This is a genomic window from Candidatus Wallbacteria bacterium, from assembly GCA_028687545.1.
In the GTDB taxonomy this organism is placed as follows: domain Bacteria; phylum Muiribacteriota; class JAQTZZ01; order JAQTZZ01; family JAQTZZ01; genus JAQTZZ01.
The window spans coordinates 216,541-234,377 of sequence record JAQTZZ010000001.1; the positions used below are offsets into that span (position 1 = coordinate 216,541).

Annotated in this window: 18 protein-coding genes, 2 tRNA genes and 1 pseudogene; 7 read left to right on the forward strand and 14 right to left on the reverse strand. The window is 45.4% G+C overall.

Annotation, left to right across the window (positions count from 1 at the left end; genetic code table 11):
• Positions 1 to 78: 78 nt before the first annotated feature.
• The 8 genes from PHW04_00980 to PHW04_01015 form a co-directional block, all read right to left on the reverse strand.
• Positions 79 to 735 (reverse strand): heterodisulfide reductase-related iron-sulfur binding cluster, encoded by a 657-nt coding sequence (locus PHW04_00980; protein ID MDD2714446.1) that lies wholly within the window; start codon positions 733 to 735, stop codon positions 79 to 81.
• Positions 736 to 772: 37 nt separating this feature from the next.
• Positions 773 to 961, reverse strand: a complete 189-nt coding sequence (locus PHW04_00985; protein ID MDD2714447.1) for a hypothetical protein — start codon at positions 959 to 961, stop codon at positions 773 to 775.
• A gap of 166 nt (positions 962 to 1,127) precedes the next feature.
• A complete protein-coding gene (rsxA, locus tag PHW04_00990; protein MDD2714448.1) occupies positions 1,128 to 1,709 on the reverse strand; it encodes an electron transport complex subunit RsxA in 582 nt (193 codons plus the stop codon).
• Positions 1,709 to 2,305 carry an electron transport complex subunit E gene (locus PHW04_00995; protein ID MDD2714449.1) on the reverse strand — a complete coding sequence of 199 codons (597 nt, stop codon included), beginning with the start codon at positions 2,303 to 2,305 and terminating at the stop codon, positions 1,709 to 1,711. Before PHW04_00995 ends, rsxA begins: the two co-directional genes overlap by 1 nt.
• Positions 2,302 to 3,426 carry an FMN-binding protein gene (locus tag PHW04_01000; GenBank protein ID MDD2714450.1) on the reverse strand — a complete coding sequence of 375 codons (1,125 nt, stop codon included), beginning with the start codon at positions 3,424 to 3,426 and terminating at the stop codon, positions 2,302 to 2,304. The genes PHW04_00995 and PHW04_01000 overlap by 4 nt, the downstream gene beginning before the upstream one ends.
• Entirely contained in the window at positions 3,423 to 4,382 is a 960-nt protein-coding gene (locus tag PHW04_01005; GenBank protein MDD2714451.1) for an RnfABCDGE type electron transport complex subunit D, read from the reverse strand. The genes PHW04_01000 and PHW04_01005 overlap by 4 nt, the downstream gene beginning before the upstream one ends.
• Positions 4,383 to 5,720, reverse strand: a complete 1,338-nt coding sequence (rsxC, locus tag PHW04_01010; GenBank protein ID MDD2714452.1) for an electron transport complex subunit RsxC — start codon at positions 5,718 to 5,720, stop codon at positions 4,383 to 4,385.
• Positions 5,721 to 5,800: 80 nt separating this feature from the next.
• Positions 5,801 to 5,941 carry a hypothetical protein gene (locus PHW04_01015; GenBank protein MDD2714453.1) on the reverse strand — a complete coding sequence of 47 codons (141 nt, stop codon included), beginning with the start codon at positions 5,939 to 5,941 and terminating at the stop codon, positions 5,801 to 5,803.
• 154 nt (positions 5,942 to 6,095) lie between these two features.
• Between PHW04_01015 and PHW04_01020 the strand changes: the two genes are divergently transcribed.
• The 6 genes from PHW04_01020 (at position 6,096) to PHW04_01045 (ending at position 9,422) form a co-directional block, all read left to right on the forward strand.
• A complete protein-coding gene (locus tag PHW04_01020) occupies positions 6,096 to 6,980 on the forward strand; it encodes a DUF4912 domain-containing protein (protein MDD2714454.1) in 885 nt (294 codons plus the stop codon).
• Positions 6,981 to 7,021: 41 nt separating this feature from the next.
• Positions 7,022 to 8,611, forward strand: a complete 1,590-nt coding sequence (locus PHW04_01025; GenBank protein MDD2714455.1) for a DUF1957 domain-containing protein — start codon at positions 7,022 to 7,024, stop codon at positions 8,609 to 8,611.
• A gap of 10 nt (positions 8,612 to 8,621) precedes the next feature.
• A complete protein-coding gene (locus PHW04_01030) occupies positions 8,622 to 8,765 on the forward strand; it encodes a hypothetical protein (protein ID MDD2714456.1) in 144 nt (47 codons plus the stop codon).
• Positions 8,762 to 9,181 (forward strand): response regulator, encoded by a 420-nt coding sequence (locus PHW04_01035; protein MDD2714457.1) that lies wholly within the window; start codon positions 8,762 to 8,764, stop codon positions 9,179 to 9,181. Before PHW04_01030 ends, PHW04_01035 begins: the two co-directional genes overlap by 4 nt.
• Before the next feature lie 82 nt (positions 9,182 to 9,263).
• Positions 9,264 to 9,337, forward strand: a tRNA-Gln gene (locus PHW04_01040).
• Between the two features lie 9 nt (positions 9,338 to 9,346).
• Positions 9,347 to 9,422: transfer RNA gene (locus tag PHW04_01045), tRNA-Glu, on the forward strand.
• A 1,476-nt stretch (positions 9,423 to 10,898) separates the two neighbouring features.
• Here PHW04_01045 and PHW04_01050 read toward each other — a convergent pair.
• The 5 genes and pseudogenes from PHW04_01050 to PHW04_01070 form a co-directional block, all read right to left on the reverse strand.
• Positions 10,899 to 11,489: an RloB family protein gene (locus PHW04_01050; GenBank protein MDD2714458.1), complete on the reverse strand. Its 591-nt coding sequence runs from the start codon at positions 11,487 to 11,489 to the stop codon at positions 10,899 to 10,901.
• A 12-nt stretch (positions 11,490 to 11,501) separates the two neighbouring features.
• A complete protein-coding gene (locus PHW04_01055) occupies positions 11,502 to 12,812 on the reverse strand; it encodes an AAA family ATPase (GenBank protein MDD2714459.1) in 1,311 nt (436 codons plus the stop codon).
• A 199-nt stretch (positions 12,813 to 13,011) separates the two neighbouring features.
• Positions 13,012 to 13,305 (reverse strand): annotated as a pseudogene (locus PHW04_01060) (DUF3387 domain-containing protein).
• A 153-nt stretch (positions 13,306 to 13,458) separates the two neighbouring features.
• The gene (locus tag PHW04_01065; GenBank protein MDD2714460.1) at positions 13,459 to 14,949 is read right to left on the reverse strand and encodes a HEPN domain-containing protein; all 1,491 of its coding nucleotides are present in this window, start codon (positions 14,947 to 14,949) and stop codon (positions 13,459 to 13,461) included.
• A gap of 16 nt (positions 14,950 to 14,965) precedes the next feature.
• On the reverse strand, positions 14,966 to 16,129 hold the full coding sequence (locus PHW04_01070) for a hypothetical protein (protein ID MDD2714461.1): 1,164 nt from the start codon (positions 16,127 to 16,129) through the stop codon (positions 14,966 to 14,968).
• 346 nt (positions 16,130 to 16,475) lie between these two features.
• Between PHW04_01070 and PHW04_01075 the strand changes: the two genes are divergently transcribed.
• Positions 16,476 to 17,339, forward strand: a complete 864-nt coding sequence (locus PHW04_01075; protein ID MDD2714462.1) for a DUF4339 domain-containing protein — start codon at positions 16,476 to 16,478, stop codon at positions 17,337 to 17,339.
• Positions 17,340 to 17,657: 318 nt separating this feature from the next.
• On the opposite strand, the gene PHW04_01080 is transcribed toward PHW04_01075, so the two are convergent.
• The coding region (locus PHW04_01080; protein MDD2714463.1) for a hypothetical protein at positions 17,658 to 17,837 on the reverse strand (180 nt) is incomplete at its 5' end.

Genomic DNA, 17,837 nt, shown 5'->3' on the forward strand with positions numbered 1-17,837 from the left:
AAGGGGCACTTTTAAAACTCATTTTGGGTCTGAAAATGAATTTTCTGCAAGTCAAACCGGATCAGGTCCGGACAGGAATTATTTGTGCGTCTCAATATATTCGTCAAGCTCTTGATGCCACTGATCAGGCTCAAATGTCCTGGGAACAGTTTCCTCACTGAACAGTAAATCCACCAGATAGCGTGGCCGCCTGTCGCCCACGAACATGGATTTCACGCAGGATACGCAATATACGATCACATCATATTCAGGCATTTCAGCGGCTTTTTTCTTCATCTGCATAACGACCTGATCTGTGGGAATGCTTCCAAAGAAGCTGTCGCCGCAGCAGGTACTGTTTGATTTTGTTTTCTTCGGCTCGACCAGTGAAATGTTCATTTTTTCGGCCAGTTTTCTGACTGCCGTATGAATCCTTGCCTGATCCCGGGCAGGGCAGGCGTCGAGTATGGTCATTTTCCGGCCCTTATAATCGGGCAACTGCATGATTTCATTTTCCGCGAACACTTCCCAGAGCGAGATATTGGCGGTATCAGGGTAATTCTCCCGGAATCTCCGGTCGCAGCCTGGACAGGTATTGATGAGTTCAGTTCCGGGTGGAACAGGAGGAACATGTTTGCAGCAGGAGAGCAATTTTTCAATTTTACCGAATTTCTTCTGCAGAGAGAGATGGACTTTTTCCGCAAGTGCAGGCTTGTAGAGCATTAAAGCGCAGCCTGGTGCGAAGAGTTTTTTCATGGGTTTCAAATCCGTCTTTTCAGGATCTCGTAGTTTGTTAATTAAAGATGCGGGATCTGTGGACTGCCTTGATTTTACCTGACTTTATTTCACTCAGCCTTTTCCGGATTTCTTTCTTCTCACCGGATAGCAGCAAGAGAAGCATCTCCCTGTCGCTGCCATCGAGTTTCAAAATGCTCTCAGCAATATCCTCAACCGAGAGTTTAACTGAAAGTGTAACGCTCATTTTTCCTCCGGAAATCTCAACTTACCAACTTTAAGGATAGCTCTGAAAATGCGAAAAGGCAATTGAATAAAGGTGATTTCAGCCACCCCGCATCGGCAGCGGCTGCGTATACGTTTATTAGGCCACTTCCGGCCTGTATACTCCGCAATCGGAATTGTAATTATAATCACTCGGGAATCATGCCGGAAAAGCCCAGAAAAGCCGTTGCCATCAGCATGGCCACGATCAGGGCGATCGGGATGCCCTGCAGCGATTCAGGGACGTCCGACAGTTCCAGCCGCTCCCTGATCCCTGCCATCAGCACCAAGGCCAGGGTGAAACCGAGCGCTGCGCCGACTCCTGAGACGACTCCTTGAACGAAATTATAATTTTTCTGGATGTTGAGGATGGAAACTCCGAGCACTGCGCAGTTCGTGCTGATCAGCGGCAGATAGATTCCCAGTGCCTGATACAGGGCAGGGACGTATTTCTGCAGGAACAGTTCCACAAACTGGACCAGGGCTGCGATGGTGAGGATGAAGCTCAATGTCTGCAGGTATTCAAGCTTGAGCGGAATCAGCATGTAACGCTGGATCAGCCAGGTGATGGCAGCAGCCAGGCCCATTACAAAGGTCACGGCGCTGCCCATGCCTACCGCTGTTTCGAGCTTCTTGCTGCAGCCCAGGAACGGGCAGATCCCCAGGATCCGTGACAGCACAAAGTTGTTGACCAGGATCGTGGCGATCAGGATGTAGCCGAGTTCATGCATCAGACGCTCCCTTCGCTTTTCCGGGAGATCCGGTTGAACAGCCAGAGTGACAGAGCCATAGTCAGGAATCCTCCTGGCGGCAGGATCATCATCAGAGCCGGTTCAAAGCGTGGACCGAACAAGAGTATCCCGAAAATTGTGCCGTTACCCAGAATTTCCCTGACAGAGCCAAGCAGCAGCAGAGCCAGGGTAAAACCGATGCCCATTCCCAGAGCGTCCAGCAGGGAAGGGCCTGGGCCGTATTTATAAGCAAAGACCTCGGCGCGGGCAATGATGATGCAGTTGACTACTATCAGAGGGATGAAGATTCCCAGAGCTTTATGCAGATCCGGAGTATAGGCGGCCATGATCAGATCAACCACTGTCACGAAAGTTGAGATGACTACGATGAAAATCGGAATCCTGACCTTATCTGGAATCACGCCCCTGAGCAGAGAAATAATCAGATTCGATCCGATCAGCACGAAGGTGGTGGCTGCTCCCATGCCAAGGGCGTTGACAGCAGAGGTCGTCACTGCCAGAGTCGGGCACATTCCAAGCACCAGCCTGAAAGTCGGGTTGTCTTCGAAGATACCCCTGGAAAGTGGATTGCTCATTTGGACACCCCCTGTCCGGCGAAGAAGAAATCCTTCATTTCCATGAATTCGTTCATTTTCAGCCTCAGGTCGTCTGTGACAGCCCTGGAGGAGATTGTGGCAGCAGTGATCGCGTCTACTTTGCCGTCAGGGTTGTCTCTGTTCAAAAATAAATCCGGGAGGGAGAGACCTTTAAACTGCTCCTGAAACCAGGGCTTCTGATAATCCATGGCCAGGTTATTGTATTTCCCGGAGATTTTATGGCAGATCAGCGGATTGATTTCATTGATCCTGGAACCAAGACCTGGAGTTTCGCTGTGTGAGAGTATCTTAAGGCCAAGTACTGTGCCGTTGATGCTGAAGGCTGCCAGAAAACCGATCCTGCCCCCATAACCTTTCGGGTTGCAGCTGGTTACCACACCCAGTGCGCGAGCCCCGAGTTTTCCCACAAAGAAGGTGCTGGTGTCAGGGCTTTGCAGGTTTTTCTTGTCAGTCCTGCAATCAGTAAACAGCACTTCCTGCGACAGACCTTCAAAGTTCCTTCCCTGATAATCCAGGAATTCAACTCTCCTGTCTTTGGAATAAATGAAGTGGACAGGAAGTTTCTCGTCCAGGGTTTCCAGCACATTGGCAGTATTCAGCAGGTAAAAATTTCTGATGAACCAGGTTTTATTTTTATCTGCCTTGTCGGTCACCGGAATCCTGACCACCACGAACCTGTCAAAAGTCAGATTTTTCTGGAGAGCGGACTTGATCAGGGTCAGCAGGTAATTTACATTTTCTTTGGGGTCCCCGGCCGGGAGTTTGCGCTCGTCGTTCACCCGGCGCAGCAATTCAGCGCCTTCAGCTTCCGGAACCTGGTATTTGTCAGGAACGCTGGTGTCGATGTCCCCTTTGATCACGTGATCAGCGACTGTATAGCTGACTGATCCGCCGCTTTCCCTGTGAACAGAGTATTTTCCGTCAGGAATGTCGATCAGATCGATACTGCCTGAGAGCAGCAGTTCGCGCCGCGAGTCGTCTTCTGCAGCAGCCAGTCTGGCAGAAATCACCGGAGCTGTAAGATTGTTCACATAGCAGAGGGTTCCGGCCGAGGCAACGCAGAACAGTGTCAGGATCAATGTGATTCTGATCACAATCATTTCCCAGCCTCCAGTCGCCTCTTCGCAGTGAATCTGTCAATCAGGGGAGTGACCGCATTCATGAGCAGGATGGAATAGCAGACACCTTCAGGATATCCGCCGTATTTTCTGATCACAACTGTGAGGATGCCTGCACCCAGCCCGAAAATAATTTTGCCCTTTCCAGTAAGAGGCGTGGTGACCGGATCTGTAGCCATGAAAAAAGCTCCCAGGATCAGCCCTCCGGCCAGCAGATGGAACATGGGATGGCCGGTAAAAAAACCGTTTTCCCCTAGCACCCAGGACAGCAGAGCAACTGTCCCGAGATAGGAGGCCGGCGTCTGCCAGCCGATGTGCCCTCGGAGCAGAAGATAGCATGCCCCGAGCAGCAGGGCCAGGGCAGAGGTTTCTCCAACACAGCCGCCCACGCTGCCCAGGAAAAGATCGATCTGGGACGTGTACTGTCCGGTTTTGGCAAGGGCAAGAGGCGTGGCGCCGGTCACCGCATCTGTAAGGCTGAGCCAGTCATGCGAATACAATCCGGCCGGTTGAGCCCAGGTAGTCATATATGCCGGCCAGGAGGCCATCAGAAAGGCTCTGCCGATCAGGGCGGGATTGAAGATGTTGTGACCCAGGCCGCCGAAAAACTGCTTGGTTACCAAAATTGCGACTATGCTTCCCGTCCCGGCAGCCCACCAGGGGGTCTGCGGGGGAAGCACCAGGGCCAGCAGCAGGCCGGTAACCGCAGCGGAAAGGTCGGAAACTGTAATCCTGAAGCCGCAGGCATTCTGGTACAGCCACTCTACTGCGACACAGGTAATGACACAGGTCGCGATCAGGAGCAGCGATTTCAGGCCGAAAAAGTAGATCCCGGCGAGCGCTGCCGGCAGCAGGGCGAACAGCACATCCAGCATGATGCTCTGGATAGAGTGTTCGGCTCTGATGTGAGGTGCGCTGGAAATCGTAAGTTTCGGCATCTATGCTCCGGATTTATTTTGTTGGTGCTGTTCTTTCAGCAGATGGTATTTAGCCAGCTTGATGTAATGCGTGAGAGGGATTTTCGCAGGGCAGACGAAGCTGCAGCAGCCGCATTCCTTGCAGTCCAGCAGGCCGTATTCCCGGCATTCGGTAAACCGGTCTTTACGGGAGAGGGCTGCAATGGTCACAGGCAGGAGCAGCGTCGGGCAGGATCTGATGCACCTGCCGCAGCGGATGCAATTACCCCATTCCGTGTCTGCACTGAAATTGCTGCCTTGCAGTAGAATTCCGCAGGTGCCCTTGATGACCGGCGCGTCCAGTGTGGGCTGCGAAATGCCCATCAGAGGCCCTCCGCAAATCACCTTGCCGGTTCTGCCTAAGTCAGCTTCGCAGAATTCCAGCAGCCTGGAGATCTGGGTTCCAAGCGGGACAAGGTAATTTCCAGGTTTTCTGACTGCCGCTCCTGTGACTGTAACTACCCTGGAAATAAGAGGAATGTTCCTGGCCACGCCATGGAAAAGAGCGGCTGCTGTTCCCACGTTCTGGACGACTATCCCGATGTCCAGGGGCAGCCCTCCGGAAGGCACTTCGCGCCCGGTCAGGCTGTAGATGAGCTGCGATTCAGAACCCTGGGGATATTTCACAGGTAAAAGAACCGGTTTGATCCCTGAAAGTCCTTTGATCCTGATGCCGGATACCAGAGCTTCATAGCACTCGCGCTTGTTCTCTTCAATCCCGATCAGGCAGTTTTCCAGCCCCAGGATTGTCAGCAGGATTCTGATTCCCTGCAGGATTTCCTCGGACTGCTCCAGCATCAGGCGATGATCTGCTGTCAGGAAGGGCTCGCATTCTGCGCCGTTTATCAAAAGCAGATCTATCTTTTTTTCAGGAGGCGGGGAAAGTTTGACATGGGCAGGAAAGGCGGCTCCGCCCAGACCGGCGATTCCAGCTTCCTTCACGAATTGGATCAGCTCATGAACCGAGAGTTGCTCCCAATTCCGCTGCAGGCCAAATTCTTTTACCGCCTGATCCCTGCCGTCGGTCTTGATCACGATTGCTGGAGAACGTTTTCCCTGCGGGTGCGGGGAATTTTCTACAGCAGTCACTTCGCCTGAAGAAGAGGCATGCACAGGCAGGGACACGAAGCCGTCAGCATCGCCTATGACCTGCCCCTTTAAGACGGTTTCCCCGACCTTCACTTTGCACTTGGCCGGGTTTCCAATATGCTGGGAAAGCGGAATGATCAGCTTGTCCGGAAGCGGGATCTTTTCGATCTTTCTATCTCTGGTCTGACCTTTGCAGTCGTCCGGGTGAATCCCTCCGGGAAAGGAAGGCATTGGCATTACCTCTGGAAATATATTTCAAATTACAGTATTTGCTGTCTATTCAGTATAGTGGAATGCAGAAAAATGTCAAACTACTCTGCCATTCTTTCATTGATCTTGCTTTCGATATTCCAGTTTGAAGATTGAGTTCTCAGATCGACTTGTCCCAGATCCCTGAAACCGGTTCTGATCTTGTTTATGTCGATTTTTTCAACTGAATATTTTTTAGTCATAAATAGATGCACCTGTTCAGTATTTGGTCAGAAATAATCGGGAAAAAAATTGAAATCGGCTGAACATGCAGGTAATATTTCTGGAACGGAACTTGCTTAATATAAAGAAATTTTTAAAAACGACTGAATAACGGTTGTTAATTCGGGAGGAAAAATGGAATTCAAAGATGACTTCAAACCAATGGGAAGTTCTGGACAACCCAAGGATGAAAAAGCTTCACAACAGCTTTATCCGGGCGAGAGACTGCCTAAGGATTATGGAAAGACTAAAATGGTGCTGATGGTGGTGGATCCGCTCTGGCTTCATACCTATTGGCTTGTCACACCTCAGAAGATCGCCGAACTGGTGAAACTTGTCGGCGAAGCGATTTTCAACGCCTCACGCTTTGTGATCAGGGTCTATGATGTGACTGATGTGGACTTCAACGGCGAGAATGCCCACAGTTATTTCGACATGGGTGTTTCACTGCAGGCCCGCAACTGGTATTTCAACTGCGGCAATCCTGACCGTAACTACCTCGCAGACCTCGGCCTGATCACTCCTGAAGGCAAGTTCGTGCTGATCGCCCGCAGTAACACCATCCGCGCTCCCCGCAACACGATCTCCGAACAGGTGGACGACCGCTGGATATCCATAGAGCAGGACTACGCCAAAATGTACCAGCTCTCAGGCGGCGAACAGATCGGCAGAAGCTCTTTCGACATCAAAGAGATCATTGCCAGGCGGTTTCAGGAGGAATTGTCCTCAGGCTCAGTCTCGAGCTTTTCGAGCGGTTCAGTGACCGGTCTGCAGAAACCCCCTTCCGAGAAAAGCGACTTCTGGCTAAAGGTGGAGACAGAGCTGATTGTTTACGGTGCCACTGAACCCGATGCAGACCTCAGCGTCAAAGGAATGCCGATCAAACTGAGGCCGGACGGTACTTTCACACTCAGATTCGCTCTGCCTGACGGAGAGCAGGTGATACCAGTGGAAGCGACCTCAGCCAGCAAGAAGCATCACCGCGTGATCACCCCTGTGGTGAACAAGGTGACAAGATAAATTAGAAGGTAGATTCTGATATAAGCAACTAAGGAGATAAAATGGCAATCACTGGCGCAAAAGGATATCTGGCGATGGTTCTGCATGCTCACCTGCCCTTTGTGCGGCATCCCGAGCATCCGCGATTTATGGAAGAAGACTGGCTTTTCGAGGCCATCACAGAAACTTACATCCCGCTTATCGATGCCTATGAAAGAATGATCCAGGACGGCGTGGATTTCCGCATCACCATGTCCTGCACGCCACCATTGATGTGCATGCTCAGCGACGAACTGCTGCAGTACCGCTACATTGAGCACCTGACGAGGCTGATCGAACTGGCGGAGAAGGAAGTGATCCGCACCAAGTTTGAACCAGTCTTCAACGAGCTGGCTGAAATGTATCTGCGCAGGTTCAAGCTCTGCTACCAGATTTTTGTGGAACATTACGACAGGAATCTCCTGAATGCTTTCAAAAAATTCCAGGACTTAGGGAAGCTGGAAGTGATCACCTGCACAGGTACGCACGGATTCTTCCCCTTGCTGCTCAATCAGAAAGCCAAGGATGCCTTGCTCTCAGTCGCTGTGCAGACTTATGAGAAGCATATGGGAAGGAAACCCCGAGGGATCTGGCTTGCTGAATGCGGCTTTCAGCCCGGCGACGAGGAACTCCTTAAGAAGCACGGTATCCGCTATTTCTTCGTGGACACGCACGGCATACTTTATGGAACACCTCGCCCGAAATACGGCGTATTCGCCCCTGTCTACACCCCGTGCGGAGTGGCCGCCTTCGGCCGGGACGTGGAATCCTCGAAATCAGTCTGGTCCGCCGAAGAAGGCTATCCGGGCGATTACAATTACCGTGAATTCTACCGTGACATCGGCTGGGACCTGGAACTGGATTATGTGAAACCATACATACACGGCAATATCCGCACCAACACAGGAATCAAATATTACAAGATCACCGGACGCACTGCGCTGAAAGAGCCTTACAATGAGAAGAAGGCAATGGAGATGGCAGGAAGCCACGCCGCCAACTTCATGTTCAACCGCGACAAGCAGGTCGAGTACCTGCACGATTACATGGGGCACAAACCGATCATCATCTCCCCATACGATGCAGAGCTGTTCGGGCACTGGTGGTACGAAGGCCCGAATTTCATCGAATTCCTGCTGCGCAAAATCCATCAAGCCAGTCAAGCCATGAAAACGATCACTCCTTCGGAATACCTTGACGAGAATCCGCAGAATCAGGTGGTCACTCCCTGCCATTCAAGCTGGGGCTACAAAGGCTACAGCGAGGTCTGGCTCAACGGCAGCAACCACTGGATCTACCCGCACCTGCATGAAGCGGCGGACCGGATGATTGAGCTTGCCAACAGATTCAAGCAGGAGTCAGGGCTGCGCAAGAGGGCTCTGAATCAGGCTGCCCGCGAACTGATGCTTGCACAGAGCAGCGACTGGGCCTTTATCATGAAAACCAATACGACGGTACCATATGCTGTAAAACGCACTGAAGAGCATGTGGAAAACTTCAACCGCCTGTATGGGATGATCATCAGGAATGAGATTGACCTCAAGTACCTGGAAGATCTGTCATACAGGAACAACATTTTCCCTGATATTGACTTCAGAATTTATTGCGATTAAACTGAACGGCATGTTTGAAAATTACAAGAAATACGGAATCATCCTGGGATTTTTCTTTTTCGTCCATTATTACCTGATCCTGAAGGTTTTTCCTTTGGCTTTGAAGAGATTCGTGAGAATCCTGGACAGATTCATGGCAAAGAAGGAACAGTGAATCTTCAGACCGCAGGTGATTTTGACGGATTGAAAAAGAACGGCGAGAAATTCCGCTTTCTGATAGTGGATGATTCCCCTTTTATACTCAGGCAAATGGAGCGCTTCCTGGAAGAGATCCATTGTGAAGTGGCGGGTACTGCGTCCAACGGAGCTGAAGCCATCAAGGCCTATCTCAAGGTCAAGCCTGATGTTGTGACCATGGATGTCACAATGCCTGAAATGGATGGAATGGAAGCGCTGGCAGAACTGCTCAAGCTTGACCCCAAAGCTAGAGTGATCATGGTTTCAGCCCACGGAAATGAAAACGTTGTGCGCGAATCCATCACCCGTGGTGCCACCCATTTTATTCTCAAGCCCCTGACTCTATCCAAAATCAGGGAAACACTGGTCCCGATCCTCGAAAAAATCGCCTGAACCCCGAATCTGCTCCAGATGGTACCGTGGTTTAGAGGTATCTTGACATCAATCCTGTAGTTGATTAAAATTTCTTCCACGCTGGGGTATTGTCTAATGGTAGGACGACAGACTCTGGATCTGTTTGTGGTGGTTCGAGCCCATCTACCCCAGCCAACTATCTCTGGCCCCATCGTCTAGTGGCCCAGGACAGCGGCCTCTCACGCCGCAAACAGGGGTTCGATCCCCCTTGGGGCTACCACATGTTTTTGGTAGAATTTTTTGAGCTGTATTCTGTTGAACAGTAACAGGGTTTTATGGGTTCGAAGTCCACTTTCCCCATAGCTCGCACCTTCAGGCAGAATTAGTCTCTGTATTGCTGTTTTTATTGATGGTTGAGCATTATTCCAAAGTTTCGAACAATTTTTTAAGATCCCCCGGATAAAATTCAAACATCCATTCAAGTCAAATGTATCATCTACTACTATTTTAGTATCGTTTTTTAGATTGTAAATTTTCTCGATTGTATCACTATATAGCGTTTTATAGGTATCAGGATCAATTGTTCCGCTCATCAGCAGTTCCAATATTTTCTTTTTCTTCTCTTCCAGTACTGTAATCTGTTTCTTTATCTTCACAATTGTTAAATTAGTCATATTGTGGCTTTTGTTGTGGGTTTTGTTTGCAAGGTCTTCATAGAGTTCGAACAGTGTATCGTTTGGCTCGTTTTTATCGAGAAATTCCATGAACATTTTCTCAAGCTCTTCTTTCCTGATTCTGTAGCTGCAGCCTTTTGTACGGCAGTGATAATATGGATACAATTTGCCCAGTTTTCCCCTTGAATATGATCCAGTCAAATTGCATTTACATTTCGGGCATTTGAAGGTGGTTTTCAATGGGAAATGGCTCCCAATATCCCCCTTGGGAGCAAAATCGAGCTGTGGGCCTTTTAACAGGCTCTGGACGCTATAAAATGTATCTTTGGAGATCAATGGTTTGTGTATCCCTTCAATCTCTTGTGGGAACCATGAAATTTTGATGATTCCGGCATACAGAGGGTTGGTCAGTATCCGATAAATTAGGTTCTTTGACAACTTTATGAAGCCCTTTTGATGTAATGTCTCAGCAATTTCAGTCTTTGTGTATATTCCCATCTCTGCCATCCTGTAAGCCTCAATAACAAACTTGCATTCTTCGTTAGGAATTATTATGGGCCTGTGGTGTTCATCGAGTGAATTTGTATATCCTGTTGGAGCCATCCAGCACCATCTGCCCTCTAAAACAGCCTCTTTCATACCTCCGACTGTCCTCTCTCTTCGCTGGTCATTGTCAAATTGAGCTATAGCTGCAATCATGTTCTTGGTTAGCTTTCCAGCAGGAGAGTCATCAGCCTGTTCTGTAACAGACTCCACATCTATCCCGAACTTGCTAAATAGTGTAATGAGTGCAGTATAATCAACCATGTTTCTGGCCAACCGGTCTAACTTATACACTATGACTACTTTTGCTTTCGAGGGGTTACTTGAAATGAAGTCCAAGAGCAGTTTAAGCTGAGTTCTGTCTATCGTCTTTGCACTCTCCCCCTCTTCCCGGAACTGCCTGATAACTTCGTAACCACATCTCTTTGCATATTCTATGCATGCCTTCTCCTGGATGTCTAAGCTATAACCTAGCTCTGCTTGCTCTTTGGTGGATACGCGACAGTAAATGATTGAATTTTTCATTATAATGTTAGAGATTAATTATTGAAAATCTTTTCAACCAATCTGTAAACAGTACTCCCATAGGTATGCGGCCAGTCAATGCAAGGTGGATTATCTTTTGCTTTGGCTCTAGATATAGCATTTATTATATTTTCTTCCGTGAATATCTTTGCTGGTGAAGCTTTACCACAGTCAGGAATATACTTACTCAATCGTTCTCTACAATCACGAACTGATGAAACACCTGCTCCATCTTCAAAGTGAAGCAGTTGCCAATACTCAAAGTTTGGATTACTTAGTGCAAAACCGTAGTTTACTTTAGTTTTGGCCCATGCAACAAGCGGCTTTAATTGTTCGTCAGTCCATCGGTCTTTGTCAATCACAAGCCAGGCCTCATCAGTTTTACGCAGAGATTCAATTTTTAAATACTCCTTGAGCCTATTAAGAACTCGCGGAGGTGCACTATTATGCTCATTTTTAAGACACTTGATCTTTACAATCAGTTCCCCCCGATTGAAACGGTTGAAATACATCGGCTCAGTCTTTTCGCCTTCTGAAGCAATCACAAATAATTTCTTATACCTTCTTTCTCCAAGTTTTCTCTGAAATCTACCCTTTTGTTTCATCACATTCCTCGACTATCCTGCATTGTTATCGCTGATATCAATTCTTGGTACTCCACCAAGCCGTCCCTGGAGATAGCTTTTACGAATGTCTTTGTCATATCTTACGTCTTTGAATTCACTGAAAGAAAACAATTTTGATGACCCATCAGCACTTCTTTCTGTAACCCACATTTCGTCTCTGCGCATCAAAGTCTGATCCATCAGCTGAAGATCGTGAGTAGTAAAAAGGAGTTGTGCTCTACTATCTGGAGTGCAAAATCCTAAATACTGCTCGATCAAATCTCTTGTTACAAGCGAATGTAAGCTTCGGTCAAGCTCATCGATTATAAAAACCCCTTTGCTATTATGCCTACAGATGTCCAGAAAGCCTGGAAGTAGGTCTATTAATCTCCTCGAACCATCAGACTCATCAACCAAATCAAATTTGACATCACTTCCACTCTGGTTACGGTGATAGGCCACGAGTTTACTTACAGTGACATTTGTTCCATCATTTTTTACCAGAAGGCGATCTCCAAGGGGTTCAATGCATACAGTGGTCGATTTACCGATTGGAACACTCTCCAATATTTTTGATCTTAATCCCTCTGGAAAGGGAATACTTTCAATTTTAATTTCTTCGGTACCCACATGATTAATACCTGTATCCAATCTATTTAACAATAAATTAAAATCTGTATAAAGGGGATTCGTTCTATCGGATACATGGTCGAAAGGCTGAAATATTGAATCTGGTGAAGCCAAAGTTAAATTCTTAAACCAATTAAAAACTGGTTTATAATTCTCGACTTTCTGTAATACCGAATTGGTAAGGAAAAGCTGATTTTTTCTGGTCCCTTTAAATGCATAGTTCAGGTGGTCATTTTTTTCTAATTCTTTATTGGGCATTAGAGAGTCAAGCTGTCTGTGAAAAAGCACTTTCTCACCAGACCCTGTGACAAGTAACAGCTTCTCTTCCTGGACCGCTTCTCGCGACACTGCAAATTCATATACATAGACAGTATCATCAGTCAGAATTTCAAAGGTGAATCGAACCGGTTTGGCCAAATTCTCATTATCGAGTAGATAAGGACGTATCCAAATTGGCATATCTAATCCACTGCCATAAAGGACAAAGTTTTTAGAAAATTCCAGGGCTTTATAAAAACTGCTTTTTCCGGAAGCGTTGCCGCCATAAAGAGCTGCAATAGGTAGTATCCTTGTTCTGTATTTGTTAAGTTTAGGTACTCTTTCGCCGTGCTGGCGTTCGCTGGTGGCAATCATTGACAGCGTACTACGGTCTCTGAAAGACATCCAATTTTCTACTGAAAATTTGAGTAGCATTGGTTACCCCGAATGAGAATTTATCTCATTATACGTACTAATTATTTCGAAATACAACTAAAATTACAATTCAAGATTAATTTGTGTCATTCTATCCTGAAATATGTTCTTTAATCATTTTGAAAAGAAGTTTTATAAATCAGGATAAATTGTTTGATCTTACAACCTTGATATTGAGGATCTGGGATAAAATCTCTTCTCACTCCTCCACCCAATGATCTGCCATCACCTCAGCCTGCTTCAGTACCGTCACCACCGCCTTCTGCTGCTTATCCGGCGGATATCCATGCTTGTTCAGTGTCCGCTTCACAATGACCATGAGCTTAGCTCTTGCACTCTCCTTAATCGTCCAGTCTATGGTTGTATTCTTGCGGACCTTGTCAGCTATCTCTTTGGCAATGGTTTTCAGTATCTCATCCCCCAGGATCTTCACAGCGCTGTCATTGGTCTCCAGTGCTGAATAGAAGGCGAATTCATCCTTGGTCAGTTTCAGTCCTGGCTGTAACCAAGCTCTGCTTGCTCTTTGGTGGATACGTGGCAGTAAATAATGGAGTTTTTCATTTCGTTATACCTCGATAAGTTCCCACGCACATACCATTAAAGTAAATTCGATTTGGCTATAGCCGTCAAGCTGAATTTTATCTACCTAATCCCTCTTTAAATCCAGTTTGTTTTCTTTCAACCAGAAGAAGTGAATAGCTACAAAGCGCCATACAGCATCAACAAGATTGCGAAATACTTCGATTAAATAATCATTTTCTGCTGAGCCCAATGATTTTAAAGTTCCACTGAGATTTCCAATCACTTCCATTTCAATAAAATGATCAGAAGTTTTTTTTGAGTTTACTAATTCCATCAAAAGGGTATTAATAATAGGTGTCACATTCCCCTGACATTCCAAAAGAGTTTTTGCAGCGAGATGAACTGAGTCGATCATTGGGTCGAGTTTGAAATTACTTTCTGAAACATACCTGTATTGCTCAACAGCAGAAATAATAGGAGCGATACTTTCCAAACGCTTAAACGGTTCTACTTTGTTGTCGCTGAGGATTCTGCTAATTCCTAGGAACCTTTCTCCATTGGTAAAAAATTTGTCTGCTAGATTTGAATTTTCCGCTAAATCGGCTCCAGTTAGAAGCGTTCCTAGACATAGTTGAAAAATTTGACGTCCATACGAAAGAAGAGATTGATACTCTCGCCAGTCTTTAGTTTTACTTGATTCTTTGACTATAAACTTTAATACCTGAGAATCCCCTGCATGCACAATTTGTGAACGAGTATCATAGAATTGCCTTGCCCAGTCCTGCAGCCTTGGAATTCTTCCTAGAAGTAATGATATCGTGTCAACAAAACGATCAGTTTTTTCACTTGACGGCAAGGCTAACATCGATTCAAAAGCTATTGAGAGATCTACAATCGCAGCTGCATGGGTGTTGGCCTCACTGTTTGCGGCATTAAACCACTGCAGGGCATTGAAAACACGTTCCGAGGTGTTAGTTTTTTCTTTAGTCAGGAGTTCATAAAGTAATCGATAATCGCATCTGATACTTTTCGCAATACCAACGGTGGCGCACAAATTCTGTGAATTATTTAGAGATGGATTAGGTATCGGCCCATATAAGCGTGAGCCTCTTGAAACCCAAAAGGGATGTTTGAAATTATACATGCCTGCATATCCATCAATTTCACCGCGTTCATCAGCAATTAATTCTGATGATTTCTGAACTTCTTCTACATGATCATGTGGGCTAACTAGACTCTTGGATATTTTCCCGGGTGAAAAAACTGCCATACTTGCGGTTTCCGGGGCCAGGAAGATATCCCCAAACTCATGTCGAGGGCTTGCATAGATGTATGCTACAAAGGCTTGAATGTTTTTTAGCTTTTCAAAATGATCCCTCGGATGGTCCATGTCTATGTAGGGTATAAAAGCGTAAGATGCTGCTTTAATTTGAAGGTTATCTTTTAAAAACAGCATGTTAACAATTTCGTCCACCAATACTTTTTGTTCAGCGGTTAACCCATTTGTATCATCTGTAGAACTAAACAAAATTTTCCCAATGGTGACTGGTTTTTTTGTTTTCAAAAATGGAAATACTGCTAAACTAAATTTTTGGTTTTGATTGTGCATTTTCATTTTCTTTCATGTGTTTTCATTGCTGGCGCGAAGGATTTCGTTTCTTAATCTGAAGTGACTCTTCTTCGGGAACAAAGATTTCATGAAAACCATCGTGAAGGTTTTTTCCCATCTTCATTACGAGCTCAGATATCTTTAGTGCAGTTTCCTTACTTTCCCTGATCACTTGTTTGGGGCGAACGGAAGTATCCCCACTAGCTTGAATGTATTTATCATCAACTTCACCGCCGTTATGTTCATAAATATGGCGTCTATGAAACATGAGAATTGCGAAATCTTTATCGCTCTGATTGAACCCTTTAAACAAATCGATATCGAAATTGTCTTGAAGATCTTTAACACATGACCCTAATTTATGAAACAATCTTTTCTCCCAGTCCTTCCGACGTCTGGATGTCATGGGAATACGCCCTGCCAGTTGTTTCCCGATCTGACGTGCATAACTGTCAAACGCGGATATAGCATCCTTGACATAATCTTCGTATCGAACTGTCGTGGTGATTCTTTCGCGAATTGATTTGATGTCTTTTTCAAGCTCATCCAGTCCATTATGCGTGCCACAACAGCAACAATAACCATATCGACCTAAAATGTCGTTACTCTCGTTGCAAGCGGAACAACAGAATTTGTTTTGCTGACTCTCCTCAGCGTAATAAAACTCTGGCTTCTCTCCTCCTTTACCAACAGCGTCGGCTACTTTGTCCATGTCAATAACATATTCTCCATCTTGTTCTGATAGCATTGCCTGCTCAATAAGCATACAGCAGGATTCAACAAATTTAAGCTGCCCTACCGCAAGAAATTCGTGACTTTCAGCCTGAAAGCCACAGTATGGGCACGTCATTTTCCACTTAGTAGGAGTGCTTGCTGATCTCCAATACTTTTTGCATTTTTGACATTGATGGCCAAACATTCCGAGGCTATCTGAAGCAATATAGATAGTCAGACAACCTTTGCAAGGAGGAGGGTTACACGGAGTACCAATATAACCGGATTGGATTGTTCCAACTGGAATACCTTCGGGTAGGGCATAAATAGCAAACAACGATGCAGCGGTCGGTCTACAATGACTGTAGCCTATTTGATACTGACGCCGTCCATTTTCAGCAGTTTTTGCATATATTGTAAATTTGCCACCACAATGGCCAATTTCTTGAAAATCTGTGCTGTACTTAGGCATCATATAATGTTCCTATTCATACATCCCCAGACTTTACTCATTACTTACTGCTTTTTTCCTGGGTTTCTTCTTTACAGGCACTGCTGTATGCTAGCCGATCTCTTCAAGTTCAAGGCGAGCAGGCGGCGAAAAGCTCTTTTTTCGATGTTGGGCTCTTTGCTATTTTACCATTTTATTGCTTATTTTCAAGGTATTGGAGAGCTCACTGTGCATGGTTAAGAGCAGAGAATTGATTGGAAGGTACTACCCTGGATTTGGGTATGAATATGAAATTGGGTTTATCTGGTTGACTGACATACGATTTTACTGCAATATATACACAATTGTTTGTTATAGGTTAAGTCCTATGAAATTTCTCGAAAAACTTCTTATTTCCTTAGGTGTCCCAATTTTTATAATGAACCTCTTAAGTGGCCTCATTGCAGGGATTTGGTTAATGACTTTGGGAAATTGGAAGTTAATCATTGTTGGCTTTGTTCTTCTTTGTACTTCACACTTTATTTTATCGTTTTTAATGCTACCCTGTATGCTATTTCTACCGATTGGATCTAAACTACTTATGAAGAATAATCCAATTGGTTATTTCTTTGGGTTTCTATATCAAGTTTATATTAATTTTCTCATAGTCGGAACTTGTGCATTGGCATTTAATTTTTGCATTAGTTTTTATCATGGTTCAAGTTTGTTTGGGATAATCCCTTATTTACTCTGGTCTTGGGGAATGGCTCTAGGTCCCTGGCAATTTTTTTTGTACAAAGAGCAAGATAACGATTTTTCATTAATCACTGTGTCATGCGCTTCAATATTGTATATGTTGTTCCTTGTAAGTATTTTCCTTGGACAAAAATTCGTTTCACCAGTTATTTTATTATCAATTTTCGTGCAGATGTTCATTTTGCCAGTAGTAAATGTGTTTATTGCAATTAAGATGCAACAGGGGATACCTAACAATTCAGATAATTCCGTGGAAAGCAGCATCTATCTAGTCTCCGATGATAAATCTGAATTAAAACAAATAAAGTATTGGTTTTATGTTGACTCAGGGCAACGAAAGGGTCCAATTGTTGAAGATGAGTTGATAAAGCTATTTGTATCTGGCACATTATCGGGAAGTACTCTTGTGTGGACTGATGGTCTCTTGGAATGGCAGGAGGCACGCACTGTAGAAATTCTGATACCGGCAGAATACTCTCCACCACCTTTACCATAGGACTGCTTCTATGGGAACATTTTTTAATCCTTCTTGATCTGATCATAAATCATTTTTAGAATTTCCTGATTTCACTAATGCTTGATAACAGATGTCCATGAATACTATTTTCCAAAATTAGATTTTATGCTCGCTATTTTCTGGATATCGTTTACGGGGTCTACAAGTATGAGCACAAAGGAGTCTTATCGAATCGGAAAATTTTCTTCCGACTTAATTAGGATTTCAGACTACTAATTTTATTCCGCTCGGCATGCTCCCTGGATCGAAAATTTGACCAAGGCTGAAAGATTGGGTATGGGGACGGGCAAAGCTTGCTCAAAACTCACTATATTGAGTATGGAGTAATTGAATATTCATAGAAAATGATGGATAAAATCCCCGGAAGTGGTGTAAAAAAAGCAGTCTGAAAATATAATAGCCATCGGAAACTCCAAAATTTCCACGACCAAGTTTCAATAAAGGAGCAAACCGATGGCCAAAAAAACTATAGCGTTG